The organism is Bacillus sp. JFL15 (assembly GCF_001184225.1).
In the GTDB taxonomy this organism is placed as follows: domain Bacteria; phylum Bacillota; class Bacilli; order Bacillales; family Bacillaceae; genus Bacillus; species Bacillus siamensis.
Window position 1 is genome coordinate 3,110,145 of sequence record NZ_KQ236689.1, and the last position, 19,547, is coordinate 3,129,691.

The 19,547-nt window shown below is 47.0% G+C and carries 21 protein-coding genes; all 21 read left to right on the forward strand.

All coding sequences use genetic code 11. From position 1 onward, the window contains the following. Positions 1 to 14: 14 nt before the first annotated feature. The 21 genes from sdaAA to AD710_RS15750 all read left to right on the forward strand — a co-directional run bounded on the left by sdaAA (position 15) and on the right by AD710_RS15750 (position 19,543). Entirely contained in the window at positions 15 to 917 is a 903-nt protein-coding gene (gene sdaAA, locus AD710_RS15650; protein ID WP_049628458.1) for an L-serine ammonia-lyase, iron-sulfur-dependent, subunit alpha, read from the forward strand. Further along, positions 895 to 2,943, forward strand: a complete 2,049-nt coding sequence (gene recG, locus AD710_RS15655; protein WP_049628459.1) for an ATP-dependent DNA helicase RecG — start codon at positions 895 to 897, stop codon at positions 2,941 to 2,943. The genes sdaAA and recG overlap by 23 nt, the downstream gene beginning before the upstream one ends. 106 nt (positions 2,944 to 3,049) lie before the next feature. After that, a complete protein-coding gene (gene fapR / locus AD710_RS15660) occupies positions 3,050 to 3,616 on the forward strand; it encodes a transcription factor FapR (protein ID WP_016936149.1) in 567 nt (188 codons plus the stop codon). 13 nt (positions 3,617 to 3,629) lie between these two features. Then, positions 3,630 to 4,628 carry a phosphate acyltransferase PlsX gene (gene plsX / locus AD710_RS15665; protein WP_016936148.1) on the forward strand — a complete coding sequence of 333 codons (999 nt, stop codon included), beginning with the start codon at positions 3,630 to 3,632 and terminating at the stop codon, positions 4,626 to 4,628. Positions 4,629 to 4,646: 18 nt separating this feature from the next. Further along, positions 4,647 to 5,600 (forward strand): ACP S-malonyltransferase, encoded by a 954-nt coding sequence (gene fabD / locus AD710_RS15670; protein ID WP_016936147.1) that lies wholly within the window; start codon positions 4,647 to 4,649, stop codon positions 5,598 to 5,600. After that, complete coding sequence (fabG, locus tag AD710_RS15675; RefSeq protein WP_016936146.1) at positions 5,593 to 6,333, forward strand: 3-oxoacyl-[acyl-carrier-protein] reductase; 741 nt, start codon at positions 5,593 to 5,595, stop codon at positions 6,331 to 6,333. Before fabD ends, fabG begins: the two co-directional genes overlap by 8 nt. Before the next feature lie 84 nt (positions 6,334 to 6,417). Further along, positions 6,418 to 6,651 carry an acyl carrier protein gene (gene acpP / locus AD710_RS15680; protein WP_003154310.1) on the forward strand — a complete coding sequence of 78 codons (234 nt, stop codon included), beginning with the start codon at positions 6,418 to 6,420 and terminating at the stop codon, positions 6,649 to 6,651. A 138-nt stretch (positions 6,652 to 6,789) separates the two neighbouring features. Continuing rightward, positions 6,790 to 7,539: a ribonuclease III gene (gene rncS, locus AD710_RS15685; RefSeq protein WP_003154303.1), complete on the forward strand. Its 750-nt coding sequence runs from the start codon at positions 6,790 to 6,792 to the stop codon at positions 7,537 to 7,539. Between the two features lie 101 nt (positions 7,540 to 7,640). Then, positions 7,641 to 11,201: a chromosome segregation protein SMC gene (smc, locus tag AD710_RS15690; protein WP_016936145.1), complete on the forward strand. Its 3,561-nt coding sequence runs from the start codon at positions 7,641 to 7,643 to the stop codon at positions 11,199 to 11,201. A 19-nt stretch (positions 11,202 to 11,220) separates the two neighbouring features. Further along, the gene (gene ftsY, locus AD710_RS15695; protein WP_047475039.1) at positions 11,221 to 12,210 is read left to right on the forward strand and encodes a signal recognition particle-docking protein FtsY; all 990 of its coding nucleotides are present in this window, start codon (positions 11,221 to 11,223) and stop codon (positions 12,208 to 12,210) included. 82 nt (positions 12,211 to 12,292) lie between these two features. Then, positions 12,293 to 13,063: a phosphotransferase family protein gene (locus tag AD710_RS15700; protein ID WP_049628460.1), complete on the forward strand. Its 771-nt coding sequence runs from the start codon at positions 12,293 to 12,295 to the stop codon at positions 13,061 to 13,063. A gap of 119 nt (positions 13,064 to 13,182) precedes the next feature. After that, positions 13,183 to 13,515: a putative DNA-binding protein gene (locus AD710_RS15705; protein WP_003154299.1), complete on the forward strand. Its 333-nt coding sequence runs from the start codon at positions 13,183 to 13,185 to the stop codon at positions 13,513 to 13,515. Between the two features lie 13 nt (positions 13,516 to 13,528). Then, positions 13,529 to 14,869 carry a signal recognition particle protein gene (gene ffh, locus AD710_RS15710; RefSeq protein WP_047475037.1) on the forward strand — a complete coding sequence of 447 codons (1,341 nt, stop codon included), beginning with the start codon at positions 13,529 to 13,531 and terminating at the stop codon, positions 14,867 to 14,869. A 105-nt stretch (positions 14,870 to 14,974) separates the two neighbouring features. Then, positions 14,975 to 15,247: a 30S ribosomal protein S16 gene (rpsP, locus tag AD710_RS15715; RefSeq protein ID WP_003154296.1), complete on the forward strand. Its 273-nt coding sequence runs from the start codon at positions 14,975 to 14,977 to the stop codon at positions 15,245 to 15,247. Beyond that, positions 15,247 to 15,492, forward strand: a complete 246-nt coding sequence (locus tag AD710_RS15720) for a KH domain-containing protein (RefSeq protein ID WP_007611392.1) — start codon at positions 15,247 to 15,249, stop codon at positions 15,490 to 15,492. Before rpsP ends, AD710_RS15720 begins: the two co-directional genes overlap by 1 nt. A gap of 88 nt (positions 15,493 to 15,580) precedes the next feature. Beyond that, a complete protein-coding gene (locus AD710_RS15725) occupies positions 15,581 to 15,967 on the forward strand; it encodes a YlqD family protein (protein WP_016936141.1) in 387 nt (128 codons plus the stop codon). A gap of 4 nt (positions 15,968 to 15,971) precedes the next feature. Beyond that, entirely contained in the window at positions 15,972 to 16,496 is a 525-nt protein-coding gene (gene rimM, locus AD710_RS15730) for a ribosome maturation factor RimM (RefSeq protein WP_016936140.1), read from the forward strand. Continuing rightward, on the forward strand, positions 16,493 to 17,224 hold the full coding sequence (trmD, locus tag AD710_RS15735) for a tRNA (guanosine(37)-N1)-methyltransferase TrmD (RefSeq protein ID WP_045926117.1): 732 nt from the start codon (positions 16,493 to 16,495) through the stop codon (positions 17,222 to 17,224). The genes rimM and trmD overlap by 4 nt, the downstream gene beginning before the upstream one ends. Positions 17,225 to 17,364: 140 nt before the next feature. Further along, positions 17,365 to 17,712: a 50S ribosomal protein L19 gene (rplS, locus tag AD710_RS15740; RefSeq protein WP_003154288.1), complete on the forward strand. Its 348-nt coding sequence runs from the start codon at positions 17,365 to 17,367 to the stop codon at positions 17,710 to 17,712. A 142-nt stretch (positions 17,713 to 17,854) separates the two neighbouring features. Further along, a complete protein-coding gene (ylqF, locus tag AD710_RS15745) occupies positions 17,855 to 18,703 on the forward strand; it encodes a ribosome biogenesis GTPase YlqF (protein WP_049628461.1) in 849 nt (282 codons plus the stop codon). A gap of 72 nt (positions 18,704 to 18,775) precedes the next feature. Beyond that, positions 18,776 to 19,543, forward strand: coding sequence for a ribonuclease HII (locus AD710_RS15750; RefSeq protein WP_049628462.1), 768 nt, complete (start codon positions 18,776 to 18,778; stop codon positions 19,541 to 19,543). Positions 19,544 to 19,547: the final 4 nt, after the last annotated feature.

Here is a 19,547-nt window from a genome sequence, read left to right on the forward strand (position 1 = left end):
AGGAGGAAAATGACATGTTTCGTAATGTAAAAGAATTAATAGAAATCACTCAAGAAAAACAAATTCCGATCTCAGAAGTGATGATCACCCAAGAGATGGAAGTGACACAAAAAACGCGGGAAGAGATCTTTCGAGGAATGGAACGCAATCTTTCCGTCATGGAAGCGGCGGTTGAAAAAGGGCTGAACGGCGTCACGAGCCAGACCGGTTTAACAGGAGGAGATGCCGTGAAACTGCAGGCATACATCCAATCGGGAAAAAGCCTGTCAGGCAATCTGATTTTAGACGCCGTGTCTAAAGCTGTAGCCACAAATGAAGTCAATGCGGCGATGGGAACGATCTGCGCTACACCGACCGCCGGCTCTGCCGGGGTTGTGCCGGGAACGTTATTCGCCGTAAAGCATAAGCTGAACCCTACGACGGAACAAATGATCCGTTTTCTGTTTACAGCCGGCGCGTTCGGTTTTGTCGTAGCAAATAACGCGAGTATTTCGGGAGCGGCTGGAGGCTGTCAGGCGGAAGTCGGATCGGCATCCGGTATGGCTGCCGCTGCGATTGTGGAAATGGCGGGCGGAACGCCTCAGCAATCAGCGGAAGCAATGGCGATTACGCTGAAAAATATGCTCGGTCTCGTATGTGATCCGGTCGCCGGCTTGGTAGAAGTACCGTGTGTCAAACGGAACGCAATGGGAGCCTCCAATGCGATGATCGCGGCGGATATGGCGCTGGCAGGGATTACGAGCCGCATTCCTTGCGATGAGGTAATAGACGCGATGTACAAAATCGGCCAGACGATGCCGACAGCACTGCGTGAAACGGGACAAGGCGGTTTAGCCGCGACACCGACGGGAAGAGAATTAGAGAAAAAAATTTTCGGAGGAGCGCTGAAATCAAGTGAAACACCATCAGCAAACTAGTATAGCGGAGATTAAGGGCATTGGGCCGGAAACAGAAAAAACATTGCATGAACTGGGTATCTATGACATTTCTGATCTTCTGAATTATTTCCCTTACCGTTATGACGACTATGAGCTGAGGGATTTAGAGGAAGTAAAACATGAAGAAAGAGTGACGGTAGAAGGGAAGGTTCATTCAGAACCTTCTCTTACCTATTACGGCAAAAAACGAAACAGGCTGACATTCAGAGTGCTTGTCGGCAATTATTTAATTACCGCGGTCTGTTTTAACCGTCCGTACTTAAAAAAGAAACTGACGCTCGGTTCTGTCGTCACGATATCCGGTAAATGGGATAAACACAGGCAGACCGTATCCGTGCAGGAACTAAAAAACGGTCCTCATCAAGAAGATAAAAGCATTGAGCCTGTTTATTCCGTTAAAGAAAACGTCACCGTTAAAATGATGAGACGATTTATTAAGGATGCGCTGCAGCATCATTTGGACAGTGCGGCCGATCCGCTTCCTGAAAAATTGAGAATCCGCTACAAGCTTCCTGATTACAAACAAGCCCTGCAGACGATGCATCAGCCGGAGACGAGGGAATCGCTGCAGCAGGCAAGACGCCGGTTTGTGTACGAAGAATTCTTATTGTTTCAGCTGAAGATGCAGGCGTTCCGTAAAGCGGAAAGAGAACAGTCAAAAGGCATCAGCCACGTGTTTCCTGCTGAAAAGCTCGCCGCTTTCACAGACAGCCTTCCGTTTTCGCTCACGAACGCACAGATGCGCGTGCTCCGTGAAATTACCGCTGATATGACATCGCCTTACAGAATGAACCGTCTGCTGCAAGGTGATGTCGGTTCGGGAAAAACGGCGGTCGCCGCCATCGCTTTGTACGCTGCGATTCTGTCGGGGTATCAGGGGGCATTAATGGTGCCGACAGAAATTCTGGCCGAACAGCATGCAGACTCTCTCGTATCGTTATTTGCAAATGAAGACGTGAATATCGCGCTTTTGACGAGTTCTGTAAAAGGAAAGCGGCGCAGGGAGCTTTTGGAGCGGCTTGCTCTCGGAGAGATTGATATTTTAGTAGGGACCCATGCTTTAATCCAGGATGAAGTGGAATTTAAAGCGCTGGGCCTTGTCATTACGGACGAGCAGCACCGGTTCGGGGTCGAACAGCGCAAAAAACTCAAGAATAAAGGCCAGGATCCGGATGTGCTGTTTATGACAGCCACCCCGATTCCGAGAACGCTGGCCATTACCGTCTTCGGAGAAATGGATGTTTCCGTGATAGATGAAATGCCCGCGGGACGAAAGCAAATCGAAACGTATTGGGTGAAACACGACATGCTGGAGCGGATTTTGACTTTTATTGAAAAAGAGCTGAAACAGGGCAGACAAGCCTATATAATCTGTCCGCTCATTGAAGAATCGGATAAGCTGGATGTGCAGAATGCGATTGACGTATATAACATGCTGTCTGATGTGTACCGCGGCAAATGGAATGTCGGTCTGATGCACGGGAAACTCCATTCTGATGAAAAAGATCAGGTGATGAGAGAATTCAGCGCCAATCAATGTCAGGTTCTCGTGTCAACAACCGTCGTAGAAGTCGGGGTGAACGTGCCGAATGCGACAATTATGGTCATCTATGACGCCGACCGTTTCGGATTATCTCAGCTCCATCAGCTCCGCGGCCGGGTCGGACGGGGAGACCATCAATCTTTCTGCATCTTGATGGCCGATCCGAAATCCGAAACCGGGAAAGAGCGGATGAGAATCATGTCGGAGACAAATGACGGGTTTGAACTGTCTGAAAAGGATCTTGAACTGCGCGGTCCCGGCGATTTCTTCGGAAAAAAACAAAGCGGTATGCCCGAGTTCAAGGTGGCGGATATGGTTCATGACTACAGAGCTTTGGAGACGGCCCGTCAGGATGCGGCCAATCTTGTGTCTTCAGTAGCTTTTTGGAAAGATGACGAGTACAGCATGCTTCGCGCTCAATTGCTTTCAAGCGGTGTCTTAGAAGGGGAGAAATTAAGCTGATTCTGCAAAATTCGGCGGCTTTCAAAAAACAATCATTGCATTCCAATCTATGAAATTATATACTACTATTAGTACCTAGTCTTAATTGTCCGGATGGTGTTTATAGATGAGAAGAAGCAAGAAAGAACGCCAAAAATTATTGCAGCAGACGATCAAATCGACACCCTTCATCACAGATGAAGAATTAGCGGGGAAATTCGGCGTCAGCATTCAGACGATCCGTTTAGACCGCTTAGAGCTCTCAATACCGGAGCTGAGGGAAAGAATTAAAAACGTGGCAGAGCAAACGCTTGAAGATGAAGTGAAATCACTGCCTTTAGATGAAGTGATCGGTGAAATCATTGATCTGGAGCTTGACGGCCAGGCCATTTCTATATTAGAAGTAAGACGCGAACATGTTTTCAGCCGCAATCAGATTGCGCGGGGGCATCATTTGTTTGCGCAGGCGAACTCACTCGCCGTAGCCGTCATAGATGATGAGCTGGCGCTGACCGCAAGCGCAAATATCCGCTTTACAAGACAGGTGAAAGAGGGCGAGCGCGTCGTTGCGAAAGCCAAAGTGACGGCAGTCGAAAAAGAAAAAGGCAGAACGGTAGTGGAAGTAAACAGTTATGTGGGAGAAGAAGTCGTATTCTCCGGCAACTTTGACATGTACCGTTCAAAACAATCATAAAGGTGGAGCATGCATGAGAATAGCTGTAGATGCAATGGGAGGCGACAATGCACCCAAAGCTGTTATTGACGGAGTAATGAAGGGTATTGAGGCATTTGACGATCTTCATATTACGCTGGTCGGTGACAAGACAACGATAGAATCACACTTGCCAACAACATCAGACCGCATCACCGTATTGCACGCCGATGAAGTGATTGAACCGACGGATGAACCGGTCCGCGCCGTACGCAGAAAGAAAAACTCTTCTATGGTGCTGATGGCGCAGGAAGTGGCTGAAAACAGAGCCGATGCCTGCATTTCAGCGGGGAATACGGGCGCATTGATGACAGCGGGGCTGTTTATTGTCGGCAGAATTAAAGGAATCGACCGGCCGGCCCTTGCGCCGACGCTTCCGACCGTATCAGGCGACGGTTTCCTTCTTTTAGACGTGGGCGCCAATGTCGATGCCAAGCCGGAGCACCTTGTCCAGTACGGAATAATGGGGTCTGTATATGCCCGGCAGGTTCTCGGAATCAGCTCGCCGCGCGTCGGCTTGTTAAATGTCGGCACGGAAGAAAAGAAGGGAAACGACCTGACAAAAAAGACGTTTGAATTATTAAAAGAAACAAACGTGAATTTTGTCGGAAACGTAGAGGCGAGAGACTTGCTGGAAGGCGCTGCTGACGTTATCGTCACAGACGGCTTTACGGGCAACGTCACGTTGAAAACATTGGAAGGTTCAGCGTTATCAATTTTCAAAATGCTGAAAGATACACTGACTTCAAGTTTTGTTTCTAAGCTGGCAGCAGGAGTGCTGAAGCCCAAGCTGATGGAAATGAAACTGAAAATGGACTATTCTGAGTACGGCGGGGCGAGTCTTTTCGGTTTAAAGGCGCCTGTTATTAAAGCGCACGGCTCTTCTGATGCACGCGCTGTTTATCACGCGCTGCGCCAGGCGAGAGAAATGGTCAGCCAAAACGTGGCCGCATTTATAGAAGAAGAAGTAAAAGAAGAAAAAACAGATGAGTAGTCTGGAGGTTATCACACCATGAGTAAAATTGCATTTTTATTTCCCGGACAGGGATCACAATATATCGGTATGGGAAAAGACCTGTACGAACGCGAAGAAGCGTCAAAACGTATTTTTGATGAAGCGGATGAAACGCTTGAAACAAAGCTGAGCTCGCTCATTTTTGAAGGCGATGCTGAAGAATTAACCCTTACATACAATGCGCAGCCTGCGCTGTTAACAACAAGCATTGCCGTATTGGAAAAGTTTAAAGAATCCGGCATCACGCCGGATTTCACAGCCGGCCACAGCCTCGGAGAATATTCGGCGCTCGTTGCGGCGGGAGCGATGACATTTAAAGATGCCGTTTACACGGTAAGAAAACGGGGAGAATTCATGAATGAAGCCGTACCGGCGGGAGAAGGCGCAATGGCCGCTATTCTCGGAATGGATGCGGAATCCTTGAAAAAGGTGACGGATCAAGTGACAGAAAACGGCCACCTCGTACAGCTTGCAAATCTGAACTGCCCCGGCCAGATCGTGATTTCCGGAACGGCAAAAGGCGTGGAGCTTGCTTCAGAAGAAGCGAAAAACAACGGGGCAAAACGGGCGATCCCGCTAGAAGTAAGCGGACCGTTCCATTCTGAATTAATGAAGCCGGCGGCGGAAAAACTCGAAGAAGTGCTCAGCGCATGTGAGCTGAAAAGTGCGGCTGTTCCCGTTATATCAAACGTTTCGGCTGACATCATGACAGAAAAAGACGATATCAAGAAAAAGCTGATCGAACAGCTTTATTCACCTGTACGCTTTGAAGAAACGATTAACAAACTGATTGACGAAGGCGTTACGACGTTTGTTGAAATCGGTCCCGGAAAAGTGCTTTCAGGCCTTGTGAAAAAAGTGAACCGCCGTCTGAAAACAATCGCGGTTTCTGACCATGAAACCATTGAATTGGCGATTCAAACGCTGAAGGAGGAGAATCAGGATGCTTAATGAAAAAACAGCAGTCGTAACGGGAGCGTCCCGCGGAATCGGGCGGGCGATCGCGCTTGATCTTGCGAAAAACGGATGTAACGTAGTTGTCAACTACTCCGGAAGTGAAGCGAAAGCGAACGAGGTCGTAGATGAAATCAAATCTTTGGGCCGAAATGCGATCGCGGTAAAAGCCGATGTATCAAATTCCGAAGAAGTACAAAACATGATGAAAGAGGCTGTCGCCGAATTCTCTTCAATCGACATTCTCGTGAACAATGCGGGAATCACAAAGGACAATCTCCTGATGAGAATGAAAGAAAATGAATGGGATGACGTCATCAACATTAACCTGAAAGGTGTTTTCAACTGCACGAAAGCCGTGACTAGACAGATGATGAAACAGCGCTCAGGCCGGATTATCAACGTATCATCAATCGTCGGCGTCAGCGGAAACCCGGGCCAGGCGAACTATGTGGCGGCAAAAGCCGGTGTGATCGGCTTGACAAAGTCATCTGCCAAAGAGCTTGCGAGCCGTAATATTACGGTCAACGCCATCGCTCCGGGCTTTATTTCCACGGATATGACGGACAAGCTTTCTAAAGAAGTCCAAGATGAAATGCTGAAGCAGATTCCGCTCGCGCGTTTCGGTGATCCTTCCGATATCAGCAGCGTTGTCACGTTCCTTGCTTCTGAAGGATCGCGTTATATGACGGGTCAGACCCTCCATATTGACGGCGGAATGGTGATGTAAAGATTTGTTTTTAAAATTTCATCCTAGTTTCTCTAGTTTTTTAAAAACGAATCCTCTATAATACTTGAGGGGAGGTGAATTGCTATGGCAGATACATTAGAGCGTGTAACGAAAATCATCGTAGACCGCCTTGGCGTTGATGAAGCTGACGTCAAACTTGAAGCTTCTTTCAAGGAAGACTTAGGTGCTGATTCCCTAGATGTAGTTGAGCTTGTTATGGAACTTGAAGACGAGTTTGATATGGAGATTTCTGACGAAGATGCTGAAAAGATTGCAACAGTCGGCGACGCTGTGAACTACATACAAAACCAGCAATAAGCTGATGCTAAAAGTCCCGCCTGACAGCGGGGCTTTAGCCCTTTAACCGTTCGGTTACCGGCGTCTGACGCTGTACGCGCTGCCGATTCCGTTTACGGCGGGAAGCGCGGTGAACCTGATGTGCCTATGGAGGTTACTATGTCAAAACACTCACATTTTAAAGATAAAAAAAAGTTCTATAAAAAAATAGAGCAATTTAAAGAGTTCCAAGAACGGATTTCGGTTCATTTTCAAAACGAGAAACTTTTGTATCAAGCATTTACACATTCATCTTATGTGAATGAGCATCGGAAAAAGCCGTATGAAGACAATGAAAGGCTTGAATTTTTAGGTGACGCTGTTTTGGAACTGACGATCTCCCAATTCTTATTTGCCAAATATCCGGCCATGAGTGAAGGAGATTTGACGAAGCTGAGAGCCGCTATCGTATGCGAGCCGTCACTCGTCTCACTTGCCCACGAATTGTCATTCGGCGATCTTGTTCTTTTGGGTAAAGGAGAAGAAATGACGGGCGGCAGAAAGCGTCCTGCGCTTTTAGCGGATGTGTTTGAAGCGTTTATCGGCGCACTGTATCTGGATCAGGGCCTTGAGCCGGTTCAGCAATTCCTGAAAGAGTACGTGTTCCCTAAAATAAACGATGGTGCTTTTTCTCATGTGATGGATTTCAAAAGCCAGCTTCAAGAATTTGTGCAGCGGGACGGAAAAGGATCGCTTGAGTACAAAATTCTCAATGAAAAAGGACCTGCCCACAACCGGGAATTCGAGGCGCTTGTCTCTCTTAAAGGTGAGGCGCTCGGCATCGGGAACGGACGTTCCAAAAAAGAAGCCGAGCAGCACGCAGCACAGGAAGCTCTTGCAAAATTGCAAAAACACCATACGAAACAATAAAATCCCCCTGTATCCCTAGGGGGATTTCAATATGTCTGCGCCTGATATAAGCGGGGGATTATGATAATATTGAGATACTTATACGATAAGGAGGATCTGGGATGTTCCTCAAACGTTTAGACGTTATAGGATTTAAATCATTTGCAGAACGGATATCCGTTGACTTTGTAAAAGGCGTCACGGCCGTTGTCGGTCCGAACGGCAGCGGAAAGAGCAACATAACCGAAGCCATCCGCTGGGTGCTCGGCGAACAATCAGCCCGCTCGCTTCGGGGCGGAAAAATGGAAGATATCATTTTTGCCGGAAGTGATTCACGCAAGCGGCTTAACCTTGCGGAAGTCACGTTAACGCTTGATAATGAAGATCATTTTCTCCCGATCGATTATCACGAAGTCAGCGTGACGAGACGGGTTTACCGTTCCGGAGAAAGTGAATTTCTCATCAATAATCAGCATTGCCGCCTGAAAGACATCATTGACTTATTTATGGACTCCGGGCTCGGGAAAGAAGCGTTTTCCATTATCAGCCAGGGGAAAGTCGAAGAGATTTTAAGCAGCAAAGCGGAAGACCGCCGCAGTATTTTTGAAGAAGCTGCCGGCGTGCTGAAATATAAAACACGCAAGAAAAAAGCGGAAAACAAACTGTTTGAGACGCAGGATAACTTAAACAGGGTGGAAGATATTCTTCACGAGCTCGAAGATCAGGTCGAACCGCTGAAAATCCAGGCATCAATCGCCAAAGACTACTTAGAAAAAAAGAAAGAGCTTGAGCACGTCGAAATCGCCCTAACAGCCTTTGATATCGAAGAACTGCATGGCAAATGGTCGGGTTTAAAAGACAAGGTGCAGGCTGCTAAAGAAGAAGAATTGGCGGAATCGTCGGCGATCTCCGCTAAAGAAGCGGCGATAGAAGAGACGAGAGATAAAATCCACGCGCTCGACGAATCCGTCAACGAGCTGCAGCAGGTTCTGCTCGTGACAAGTGAAGAGCTTGAAAAGCTGGAAGGCCGGAAAGAAGTGCTGAAAGAGCGCAAAAAAAACGCCGCGCAAAACCGGGAACAGCTTGAGGAATCCGTCACACATTACACAAAGAAAGAAGCAGAACTGAAATCGGCTATTGAAAAACAGTCTGCCGTCTTTGATAAGCTGCGTGCCGAAGTGAAGCGGTTAAATGCCCAGGTGAAAGAAAAGCAGCAGGCGCTCAGCCTTCATAATGAAAACGTCGAAGAGAAAATCGAACAATTAAAAAGCGATTACTTCGAATTGTTAAACAGTCAGGCGTCGATCCGCAACGAGCTGCAGCTTTTAGATGACCAGATGTCCCAATCTGCCGTCCAGCAGGCGAGACTGACCGCAAACAATGAAAAATATCTTCAGGAACGAAATGATATTTCCGTCCGCAAAGCGGCATGCGAAGAAGAACTGGCCGCAGTTGAAGCGGATATTGACAATCAGGTCGGCCGCTTTCGCGAAGTCCAGACCGCATATGAACAGAAAAAACGCCAGTATGAAAAGAAAGAATCAGCCCTGTATCAGGCGTATCAATTTGTACAGCAGGCCAGATCCAAAAAAGATATGCTTGAAACGATGCAAGGCGATTTTTCAGGGTTTTACCAAGGCGTAAAAGAAGTACTGAAGCAGAAGGAGCAGCTTGGCGGCATCCGCGGCGCCGTTCTCGAACTGATTTCCACTGAACAAAAATATGAAACGGCGATCGAGATTGCACTCGGCGCGGCGGCACAGCACGTTGTCACAGACGATGAGCAGGCGGCGCGGAAAGCGATTCAATATTTAAAACAGAATTCCTTCGGCCGCGCGACGTTTCTGCCGCTTACGGTCATGAAACCGCGCCAGCTCCAAACCCGTGATGAACAGACGGCTTCGAAGCATCCGTCTTTCCTAGGCGCAGCGAGCGGGCTTGTCACGTATGATGCGGCGTATCGGAATGTCATTGAAAACCTTCTCGGCACAGTGCTGATCACTGAAGATTTAAAAGGTGCGAATGAACTTGCCAAGCTTGTCGGGCACCGCTACCGCATCGTGACGCTTGAAGGCGATGTCGTCAATCCAGGCGGATCAATGACAGGCGGCGCAGTCAAAAAGAAAAACAATTCTCTGCTCGGCAGAAGCCGTGAGCTTGAGACGGTGACTGCGCGGCTCGCCGAAATGGAAGAAAAAACAGCTGTGCTCGAAAAAGAGGTCAAATCGCTGAAACAAGCCATTCAAGAGCTTGAACATACGCTGAACGGTCTCCGTGAAGACGGTGAGGCTTTCAGAACAAAGCAGCAGGATGTAAAAGGCAGGCTGTATGAACTCGAAGTCGCCGAAAAGAACATCAATACCCATCTGGAGCTTTACGATCAGGAGAAAGCATCATTGACGGAAAGCAGCCGGGAAAAAGAGGCGCGAAAATCAGCATTGGAAGAACAGCTGAGTGAGGCATCCGGCCAGCTGAAAGAGCTTGAGGAAGAGATGGACAGGCTGACAAAACAAAAGCAGACCCTATCCTCAACAAAAGAAACGCTCTCTCATGAGCTGACGGAATGTAAAGTGGCCGCGGCGAAAAAAGAACAGGCTTGCTCGAGTGAGGAAGACAACCTCAAAAGGCTGAAAAAAGAGCTTGAAGAAACGCAGCTCGCCCTGAAAGAAACACGGGAAGATTTAAGCCTCCTGACCTCAGAGATGACATCCAGCACAAGCGGTGAGGAGCAGCTTGAAGAAGCAGCCCATCATAAGCTTCACGATAAAACGAGAACGATCGAATTGATCGCCAGCCGGCGCGATCAGCGTGTGAAACTTCAGAGGGCGCTTGATACGAACGAGCTTGAGCTGAAAGAGATGAAGCGTCTGTACAGGCAGAAAACAGAAATTCTGAAAGATGAAGAGGTAAAACTCGGCCGGATGGAAGTTGAGCTTGATAACCTCTTGCAATATTTACGTGAGGAGTACAGCTTATCTTTTGAAGGGGCAAAAGAACAATATCAGCTCGAACTCGAGCCTGAAGAGGCGAGAAAACGGGTCAAACTGATCAAGCTTTCAATTGAAGAGCTCGGAACGGTCAATCTCGGCAGCATTGATGAGTTTGAAAGAGTGAACGAACGGTATCAGTTTTTAACGGAGCAGAAAAATGATCTGACGGATGCGAAAAATACACTGTTCCAAGTCATTGAAGAAATGGATTCAGAAATGACGAAGCGGTTCCATGAAACGTTTATCCAGATCCGTTCTCAATTCAACGACGTGTTCCGTTCCTTGTTCGGAGGAGGGCGCGCTGAACTGAAGCTGACCGATCCGAATGACCTTCTCAACTCAGGGGTGGACATTATCGCCCAGCCTCCGGGCAAAAAACTGCAAAACTTAAATCTTTTGTCAGGGGGAGAACGGGCGCTGACCGCCATTGCCCTTTTATTCTCCATTTTGAAAGTAAGGCCCGTTCCGTTCTGCGTGCTTGATGAAGTGGAAGCTGCGCTTGATGAAGCCAATGTATTCAGGTTTGCGCAATACTTAAAAAAATACAGCGGCGACAGCCAGTTTATCGTCATCACCCACAGAAAAGGCACCATGGAAGAAGCGGATGTCCTCTACGGTGTGACGATGCAGGAATCCGGCGTTTCCCGAATGGTTTCAGTCAAACTGGAAGAAACAAAAGAATTCGTTCAGTAACGAGGAAAGAGGTTGAAAGATGAGCTTTTTTAAAAAATTAAAAGAGAAAATCACGAAACAGACAGACTCCGTCTCTGAAAAATTTAAAGACGGTCTCGAAAAAACAAGAAATTCCTTCTCAAATAAAGTGAACGAGCTCGTCTCACGCTACCGGAAAGTCGACGAAGATTTCTTCGAAGAGCTTGAGGAAGTGCTGATTAGCGCTGACGTCGGTTTCACAACGGTCATGGAACTGATCGACGAGCTCAAAAAAGAAGTGAAGCTGAAAAACATCCAGGACCCTCAGGAAGTGCAGTCCGTCATTTCTGAAAAACTCGTCGACATTTATAACAGCGGCGACGAACAGATTTCTGAACTGAATATTCAGGACGGGCGCTTAAACGTTATTCTGCTTGTCGGCGTAAACGGCGTCGGAAAAACGACAACGATCGGAAAGCTTGCCCATAAGCTGAAGAATGAAGGCAAATCGGTTGTGCTCGCTGCCGGAGACACCTTCAGAGCCGGAGCGATTGAACAGCTTGAAGTGTGGGGGGAGCGTACTGGCGTGCCTGTCATTAAGCAGGCTGCCGGGAGTGACCCTGCGGCAGTTATTTACGATGCCGTACACGCGGCTAAAGCAAGAGGCGCGGATGTGCTGATTTGTGATACGGCCGGCCGCCTTCAGAATAAAGTAAACTTAATGAAAGAGCTTGAAAAAGTCAAACGCGTCATCGAACGCGAAGTGCCTGAGGCTCCGCATGAGGTTCTGCTTGCGCTTGACGCGACGACAGGTCAGAATGCGATGGCGCAGGCGAAAGAATTCTCCAAAGCGACGAATGTGACGGGTATCGCATTAACGAAGCTTGACGGCACCGCAAAAGGCGGTATCGTCCTGGCGATCCGCAATGAGCTTCATATCCCCGTGAAATTGGTCGGCCTCGGAGAAAAGGTTGACGATCTCCAGCGGTTTGATGCAGAATCTTACGTATACGGTCTCTTTTCTGATTTAGTTGAAAAAGCCGAGGATTAATGAATAAAAAACGAGTATAAAATGGACGGTTTTATACTCGTTTTTTTATACGCATTGATACTCGGAATGGAGGGGGCAGTTGTTGGACAAATGGCTGAAAGCTGAATTGGAAAGTAAGATCGGCGCGATAAACCATATGTCGCTGCTGGATGAACAGGGAGGCACTTCAACCGTTCGGAAAATAGTGACCGGCCAAGACGCATTTTTGCTGAAAAGTTCTTTTCAACAGAAGTATCGGGAATGGTTAATGAGAGAAGCCTTCGTTTTACAACAACTGACGGAAACTCGTCGTCTGCCTGTTCCTATTTATTATGGGATGATACAGGAACAGCATGCCAGCCATATCGTCATGTCATTTGAGGATGGAATCACCCTCACTTCTGCTTTAAGAAAAGCAAAAGGGGATACTGAAAAGAAAAAGCTGATCAAAAGTTTCGGCCAGTTTCTGCAACGGCTACATGAAACCGAAATGGTCCCTGGTTTACAGCCGGAAACAGACTGGCTCGATCTGCAAATCAAACGAGCCGGGGAATATGTCAAAAAAGGACAGGCTGAAGGAAGTGCAGAGCTTTTGAAGGATTTGGACTGGTACAGACCTGTTCCTGTTCAGCAGACAATGATTCACGGTGACTGCACGACTGATAATGTGCTGGTGAAAGACGGAGAGGTCTGTCTGTTTATCGATGCTGCGGGAATATCGGCGGGAGATCCGCGATATGATGAATCATTAGCGATCCGTCATTTTGTCACAAATGAAGCATGGCTCAATGCTTTTTACGAAGGCTATTGCCGCTATCGTGTATCAAAACAAGAATTCGAGTATTTTAACGGCGGTCTATACGAATTTTTTTAAAAACTGATTATGTAAAAAGAGCCTCATGCTTTGACAAGATAAAAACTTGACACACGCTCTGAAACCATGTAAACTATGTTTTTGTAAAGGGATTTGACTTAACAAAGGGGAGAGCTCAAATGTCGCTCGAAAAAACGACGAGAATGAACTATTTGTTTGACTTCTATCAGTCGTTGCTGACGTCAAAACAAAAGAGCTATATGTCGCTTTATTATCTGGACGATTTCTCCCTTGGTGAAATAGCCGAAGAGTATGACGTTTCAAGGCAAGCCGTTTACGATAACATCAAACGGACTGAAGCGATGCTTGAACAATATGAAGAAAAACTGCTCCTTTTTAAAAAGTTTCAGGAGCGTAAAGAAATGTTTACAAAGCTGAAAGAGCTTGCTTCCGGCTTGCAGGAAGAGGAAAAAATGACGGCTCTGATTGAAGCGCTTGAGAAATTAGATTAGGAGGCGGCAAACAATGGCATTTGAAGGATTAGCCGACCGACTGCAAAAGACGATTTCAAAAATCCGCGGAAAAGGAAAAGTCAGCGAACAAGACGTAAAAGAGATGATGCGTGAAGTTCGTCTTGCGCTTCTTGAGGCTGACGTTAACTTTAAAGTCGTAAAGGATTTTGTGAAAAAAGTAAGTGAACGGGCTGTCGGACAGGACGTCATGCAGAGTCTGACACCCGGTCAGCAGGTTATTAAAGTCGTAAAAGAAGAGCTTACCGAGCTGATGGGCGGCGAAGAAAGCAAAATTGCCGTCGCCAAACGCCCGCCGACCGTTATTATGATGGTCGGGCTCCAAGGTGCCGGTAAAACGACAACCACGGGGAAGCTCGCCAACCTGCTGCGCAAAAAACATAACCGCAAACCGCTGCTCGTGGCTGCAGATATTTACCGTCCCGCTGCGATTAAGCAGCTGGAAACACTGGGGAAACAGCTTGATATGCCGGTCTTTTCGCTTGGCGATCAGGTCAGCCCGGTGGAAATTGCCAGACAGGCGATTGAAAAAGCGAAGGAAGAGCATCATGATTATGTGATTTTAGATACCGCCGGACGGCTGCACATCGATCACGAACTGATGGATGAGCTCTCCGGCGTAAAGGAAGTCGCAAACCCTGAAGAAATTTTCCTTGTTGTCGATTCAATGACCGGTCAGGATGCGGTGAACGTCGCCAAAAGTTTTAATGACCAGCTCGGTTTAACGGGCGTCGTTTTAACAAAGCTTGACGGGGATACCCGCGGAGGTGCGGCGCTTTCTATCCGTGCAGTCACTGAAACGCCGATTAAATTCGCCGGAATGGGAGAAAAACTCGACGCTTTAGAAGCGTTCCATCCCGAGCGTATGGCATCCCGGATTCTCGGAATGGGTGACGTGTTAACCCTGATTGAAAAAGCTCAGGCGACAGTTGATGAAGACAAAGCCAAAGAGCTTGAGCAGAAAATGAGAACGATGAGCTTCACATTGGATGATTTTCTTGAGCAGCTCGGCCAGGTCCGAAACATGGGGCCTCTTGACGAACTGCTGCAAATGATGCCCGGCGCAGGCAAAATGAAAGGCTTAAAAAACATCCAAGTCGATGAAAAACAGCTGAATCATGTGGAGGCGATTATTAAATCAATGACTGTTCTTGAAAAAGAACAGCCGGATATCATTAACGCCAGCCGGCGGAAGCGGATTGCCAAAGGAAGCGGAACATCCGTTCAGGAAGTCAACCGTCTTTTAAAGCAGTTTGAGGAAATGAAAAAAATGATGAAGCAGATGACCAACATGACAAAAGGGAAGAAAAAAGGCTTTAAATTACCTTTTATGTAATCGGTTATACATGATAAAACCGTTGTTAAGAAAAAACACTTTACAAACACTTTTATCATTGTTAATATACTATCTTGTTGAAATATTTTCGGAGGTGCTAGTAAAATGGCAGTAAAAATTCGTTTAAAACGTATGGGAGCAAAAAAATCTCCTTTCTATCGTATTGTTGTAGCAGATTCTCGTTCACCGCGTGACGGCCGTTTCATCGAAACAGTCGGAACATACAACCCGGTTGCAAAGCCGGCTGAAGTGAAAATCAACGAAGAGCTTGCTCTTAAATGGCTGCAAACAGGAGCTAAACCTTCTGATACAGTCCGCAACTTGTTCTCAAGCCAAGGAATTATGGAAAAATTCCACAACGCTAAACAAGGCAAGTAATGACTGATCAGAACTTGGAAGATTTGATTGTCAGCATTGTGGCTCCGCTTGTCGACCATCCGGAAGACATAACGGTCACAAAAGAAGAGACCGATCAAAAGATTGCGCTGCGCTTATCTGTCAATAAGTCAGATACCGGTAAAATTATCGGAAAGCAAGGCCGGACTGCAAGAGCGATTCGAACCGTCGTTTTTGCAGCTGGCGCACAGTCTTCTAAGAAAGTTCAATTTGAAATATTTGACTGAAAGGGAGAGGGCTGGCACCTCCCCTTTTTTTACACGTAAAAAAGGCAAATGAACAGAAATATGTTGGAAGAGTGGGGAGTCTGGTCCTATGCAGATTATTCACAGGGTAACCGTTATGCAGGTTCTGACCGAGCAAAGCAAGGAAAAGCTTTTGGCCTCTTTTGCAGAAAAAAAGCAAACGCTTGAACGAGAATGCAGCCAGCTCTATTTTCAGCTTAGAAAACATGAAAAAGATCAGCAGAATCCCGATGTGGCGGAATCTTTTAAAAAAGCCATTGAAAAAAGACAAGACAAAATCAAAATGATCGATTTCCAAATAAGCCAGACACATTCGCTCCCGCTCGGAAGCGAAGTGAAGGAAAAGGAGATCGATGCGCTGCTTTCAATCAACGTCGGTGATAACTGGCATGAAAAAACAGCGGCAAATACCATCGTCATAAAAGACGGGGTAGTAATTGAAATTCGCCCGAGGTGATAATATGACAAACAGATGGTTTAATGTAGGCAAAATTGTAAATACCCACGGCATTAAAGGCGAAGTGCGGGTCATTTCTAAAACGGACTTTGCCGAAGAACGGTACAAGCCCGGCAATACGCTCTATTTGTTTGCGGAAGGAGCTGCGGAGCCAATCAAAGTAACGGTCAGCACCCACAGGCTTCACAAGCAGTTTCATCTGCTGCAATTCAAAGAAATGCCGAGTCTCAATGAAGTCGAACACCTAAGAAACATGGTAATCAAAGTCCCTGAAGAAGACTTGGGAGAGCTTGAAGAAGATGAATTTTATTTTCATGAAATCATCGGCTGCGAAGTGGTATCAGAGGACGGGGAACTGATCGGCACAGTGAAGGAAATCTTGACGCCCGGAGCTAATGACGTATGGGTGGTTGCAAGAAAAGGGAAAAAAGATGCGCTCATTCCGTATATCGCTTCTGTGGTCAAGGATATTAATATAAATGAGAAGAAAATTAAGATTCATGTAATGGAAGGGTTAATAGACGAATGAAAATCGACTTTTTAACACTGTTTCCCGAGATGTTTCAAGGGGTTCTCGGCTCATCCATCCTGCAAAAAGCACAGGAAAAAGAGGCTGTCCGTTTTGACGTCATCAATTTCCGGGCTTTTTCGGATAATAAACACCAAACGGTTGATGATTACCCGTACGGCGGGGGAGCCGGGATGGTGTTAAAGCCGCAGCCTGTGTTTGATGCCGTTGAAAAGCTGACAGCCGGTACGGACGCCAAGCCGCGCATTATTCTCGTCTGCCCGCAAGGTGAACGTTATACGCAGAAGAAAGCCGAGGAGCTGGCGGAAGAGGAACATCTGATGTTTATTTGCGGACATTATGAAGGGTATGATGAACGGATCCGGGAACACCTTGTCACGGATGAAATCTCCATCGGGGATTTTGTGCTGACAGGTGGAGAGCTCCCTGCCATGATGATTGCCGACAGTGTTGTCAGGCTTTTGCCGGGCGTCCTCGGAAAAGAAGCATCCCACGTGGAGGATTCCTTCAGCACGGGGCTTTTAGAGCATCCGCATTATACAAGGCCTGCAGATTATAAAGGCTTAAAAGTGCCTGAGACGCTTCTGTCCGGCAACCATGCGAAAATAAAAGAATGGCGCAATAAAGAATCAATCAGAAGAACCTTTTTAAGACGTCCGGATCTTCTTGAAAACTATCCTCTCACTGATGAGCAAAGAAAATGGATTTCCGAGTGGGAAAACGAATAGATTCTATTGCGCAGGTGATGAAGATATGATAAGATACTACTTGTGGCTTAAGGAGGCTTATCCTTCAGAAGCTTGAAAACGATGTTCCGCTGTGCCTTGCAGTTGTGGCCAAGAGCATCTGTTGGAAGGAGTTGAAAACGATGCAAAAACTAATTCAAGATATCACAAAAGAACAGCTTCGCACTGATCTTCCTGCGTTCCGTCCTGGTGACACTTTACGTGTACACGTAAAAGTTGTTGAGGGTAACCGTGAGCGTATCCAGATCTTCGAAGGTGTTGTGATCAAGCGTCGTGGTGGTGGAATCAGCGAAACGTTCACAGTTCGTAAGATTTCTTACGGTGTTGGCGTTGAACGTACATTCCCTGTACACACACCAAAAATCGCGAAAATCGAAGTTGTACGTTACGGTAAAGTACGTCGCGCTAAGCTTTACTACCTGCGTGAACTTCGCGGAAAAGCGGCTCGTATTAAAGAAATCAGACGATAATGATAACGAACGAAAAGAGCTTGTTACCCGTAACAGGCTCTTTTTTTATATGACATTTGTAAAAGCGGAACAAGCAACGTAAAATACATAAGAGATCACCGGGACATACAGTTCCGGCAAATAAGGCAGGTGTCGAAGTCACATGACCATTCAATGGTTCCCGGGCCATATGGCTAAAGCGAGACGGGAAGTAACAGAAAAACTGAAATTAATTGATATCGTCTACGAATTGGTGGATGCGAGAATACCGAAGTCATCGAGAAACCCGATGATTGAGGAAATTTTAAAAAATAAGCCGCGCATTATGCTTTTAAATAAAGCCGATAAGGCCGATGCGGCTGTAACGGCCCAATGGAAGGAACACTTTCAGGGACAGGGGATTCCCTCTCTTTCAATAAACTCCGTTAACGGACAGGGGCTGCATCAAATCGTGCCGTCCTCGAAAGAACTGCTGAAAGATAAGTTCGATAAAATGAAAGCAAAAGGCATTAAGCCAAGAGCGATCCGCGCATTAATCATCGGCATTCCGAACGTCGGGAAATCTACGCTCATCAACCGTCTGGCCAAAAAAAACATTGCCAAGACGGGAGACAGGCCCGGCATTACCACTTCCCAGCAGTGGGTAAAGGTAGGCAAGGAATTAGAGCTGCTCGATACACCGGGGATTTTATGGCCTAAATTTGAAGACGAGCTTGTCGGTTTGCGCCTGGCGATCACCGGGGCGATTAAAGATTCCATTATCAACCTGCAGGATGTGGCCATTTTCGGGCTGCGCTTTCTGGAAGAGCATTATCCAGACCGCCTAAAGGAGCGTTACGGACTTCAGGAAATCCCTGAGGATATTGCCGCTCTTTTTGACGCGATCGGTGAAAAACGCGGCTGTTTAATGGGCGGCGGACTGATTGACTACGATAAAACGACAGAAGTCATCATCCGGGACATCCGGACGGAAAAGTTCGGCAGGCTTTCATTTGAAACACCATCAGAATAAAGACGCGCAGCGATGCGGGTCTTTATTTTTTCCGCAGAATACCGATATACATAATGTAAGGGAGAAGAGAACGTGAATACATTAACCGTAAAAAGCGTAAAAGAACGCCTGCAAGAGGTCAAAGATGAAAGAGACCCCTTCCTTGCCCAATGTGAAAAAGATCCGAGAAAAAGCGTACAGACGCTTTTAGAGCAATGGCTGAAGAAACACGCGAAGGAAAAAGCCCTTAAAGAGCAGTGGCTGAACATGACGGCATACGAAAGGCTCTCATACAAAAAAGGTTTCCGCCTGATTGCAGGCGTTGACGAAGCGGGAAGAGGGCCGCTTGCCGGACCGGTTGTCGCAGGTGCTGTCATTTTGCCGGCAGAATGCGAGATTCTCGGACTCACGGACTCGAAGAAACTGTCGGAAAAGAAGCTCGGGGAGTATTACGATCGGATTACGGAAGAAGCCACAGCGATAGGAGTAGGCATTGTCCATGCGGATGTCATTGACCGGATCAACATTTATGAGGCCGCGAGACTCGCGATGGTAAAAGCGGTCAATGCTTTATCGGAAACACCTGATTATCTGCTTGCAGATGCCATGACGCTACCGCTGGACATTCCGCAGTCATCTGTTATAAAAGGGGATGCCAAAAGCGTGTCAATTGCCGCCGGAGCCTGCATTGCTAAAGTAACGCGGGACCGTCTCATGGCGGAATACGCCAAAACCTATCCCATGTACGGCTTTGAAAAAAATAAGGGCTACGGAACGAAAGAACATCTTGAAGCTCTTCAGGCATACGGACCGACAACTATTCACCGAAAAACATTCGCTCCCGTTCAATCTTATTGTTAGAAAA

What these genes read in the sequence shown, in the direction of transcription:
- rpsP (WP_003154296.1), top strand. Translation starts at nt 14,975, where the DNA reads ATGGCAGTAAAAATTCGTTTAAAACGTATGGGAGCAAAAAAATCTCCT.
- smc (WP_016936145.1), top strand. Translation starts at nt 7,641, where the DNA reads ATGTTCCTCAAACGTTTAGACGTTATAGGATTTAAATCATTTGCAGAA.
- AD710_RS15725 (WP_016936141.1), top strand. Translation starts at nt 15,581, where the DNA reads ATGCAGATTATTCACAGGGTAACCGTTATGCAGGTTCTGACCGAGCAA.
- acpP (WP_003154310.1), top strand. Translation starts at nt 6,418, where the DNA reads ATGGCAGATACATTAGAGCGTGTAACGAAAATCATCGTAGACCGCCTT.
- fabD (WP_016936147.1), top strand. Translation starts at nt 4,647, where the DNA reads ATGAGTAAAATTGCATTTTTATTTCCCGGACAGGGATCACAATATATC.
- AD710_RS15720 (WP_007611392.1), top strand. Translation starts at nt 15,247, where the DNA reads ATGACTGATCAGAACTTGGAAGATTTGATTGTCAGCATTGTGGCTCCG.
- AD710_RS15705 (WP_003154299.1), top strand. Translation starts at nt 13,183, where the DNA reads ATGTCGCTCGAAAAAACGACGAGAATGAACTATTTGTTTGACTTCTAT.
- ffh (WP_047475037.1), top strand. Translation starts at nt 13,529, where the DNA reads ATGGCATTTGAAGGATTAGCCGACCGACTGCAAAAGACGATTTCAAAA.
- sdaAA (WP_049628458.1), top strand. Translation starts at nt 15, where the DNA reads ATGTTTCGTAATGTAAAAGAATTAATAGAAATCACTCAAGAAAAACAA.
- fabG (WP_016936146.1), top strand. Translation starts at nt 5,593, where the DNA reads ATGCTTAATGAAAAAACAGCAGTCGTAACGGGAGCGTCCCGCGGAATC.
- ylqF (WP_049628461.1), top strand. Translation starts at nt 17,855, where the DNA reads ATGACCATTCAATGGTTCCCGGGCCATATGGCTAAAGCGAGACGGGAA.
- plsX (WP_016936148.1), top strand. Translation starts at nt 3,630, where the DNA reads ATGAGAATAGCTGTAGATGCAATGGGAGGCGACAATGCACCCAAAGCT.
- trmD (WP_045926117.1), top strand. Translation starts at nt 16,493, where the DNA reads ATGAAAATCGACTTTTTAACACTGTTTCCCGAGATGTTTCAAGGGGTT.
- fapR (WP_016936149.1), top strand. Translation starts at nt 3,050, where the DNA reads ATGAGAAGAAGCAAGAAAGAACGCCAAAAATTATTGCAGCAGACGATC.
- rncS (WP_003154303.1), top strand. Translation starts at nt 6,790, where the DNA reads ATGTCAAAACACTCACATTTTAAAGATAAAAAAAAGTTCTATAAAAAA.
- rplS (WP_003154288.1), top strand. Translation starts at nt 17,365, where the DNA reads ATGCAAAAACTAATTCAAGATATCACAAAAGAACAGCTTCGCACTGAT.
- ftsY (WP_047475039.1), top strand. Translation starts at nt 11,221, where the DNA reads ATGAGCTTTTTTAAAAAATTAAAAGAGAAAATCACGAAACAGACAGAC.
- rimM (WP_016936140.1), top strand. Translation starts at nt 15,972, where the DNA reads ATGACAAACAGATGGTTTAATGTAGGCAAAATTGTAAATACCCACGGC.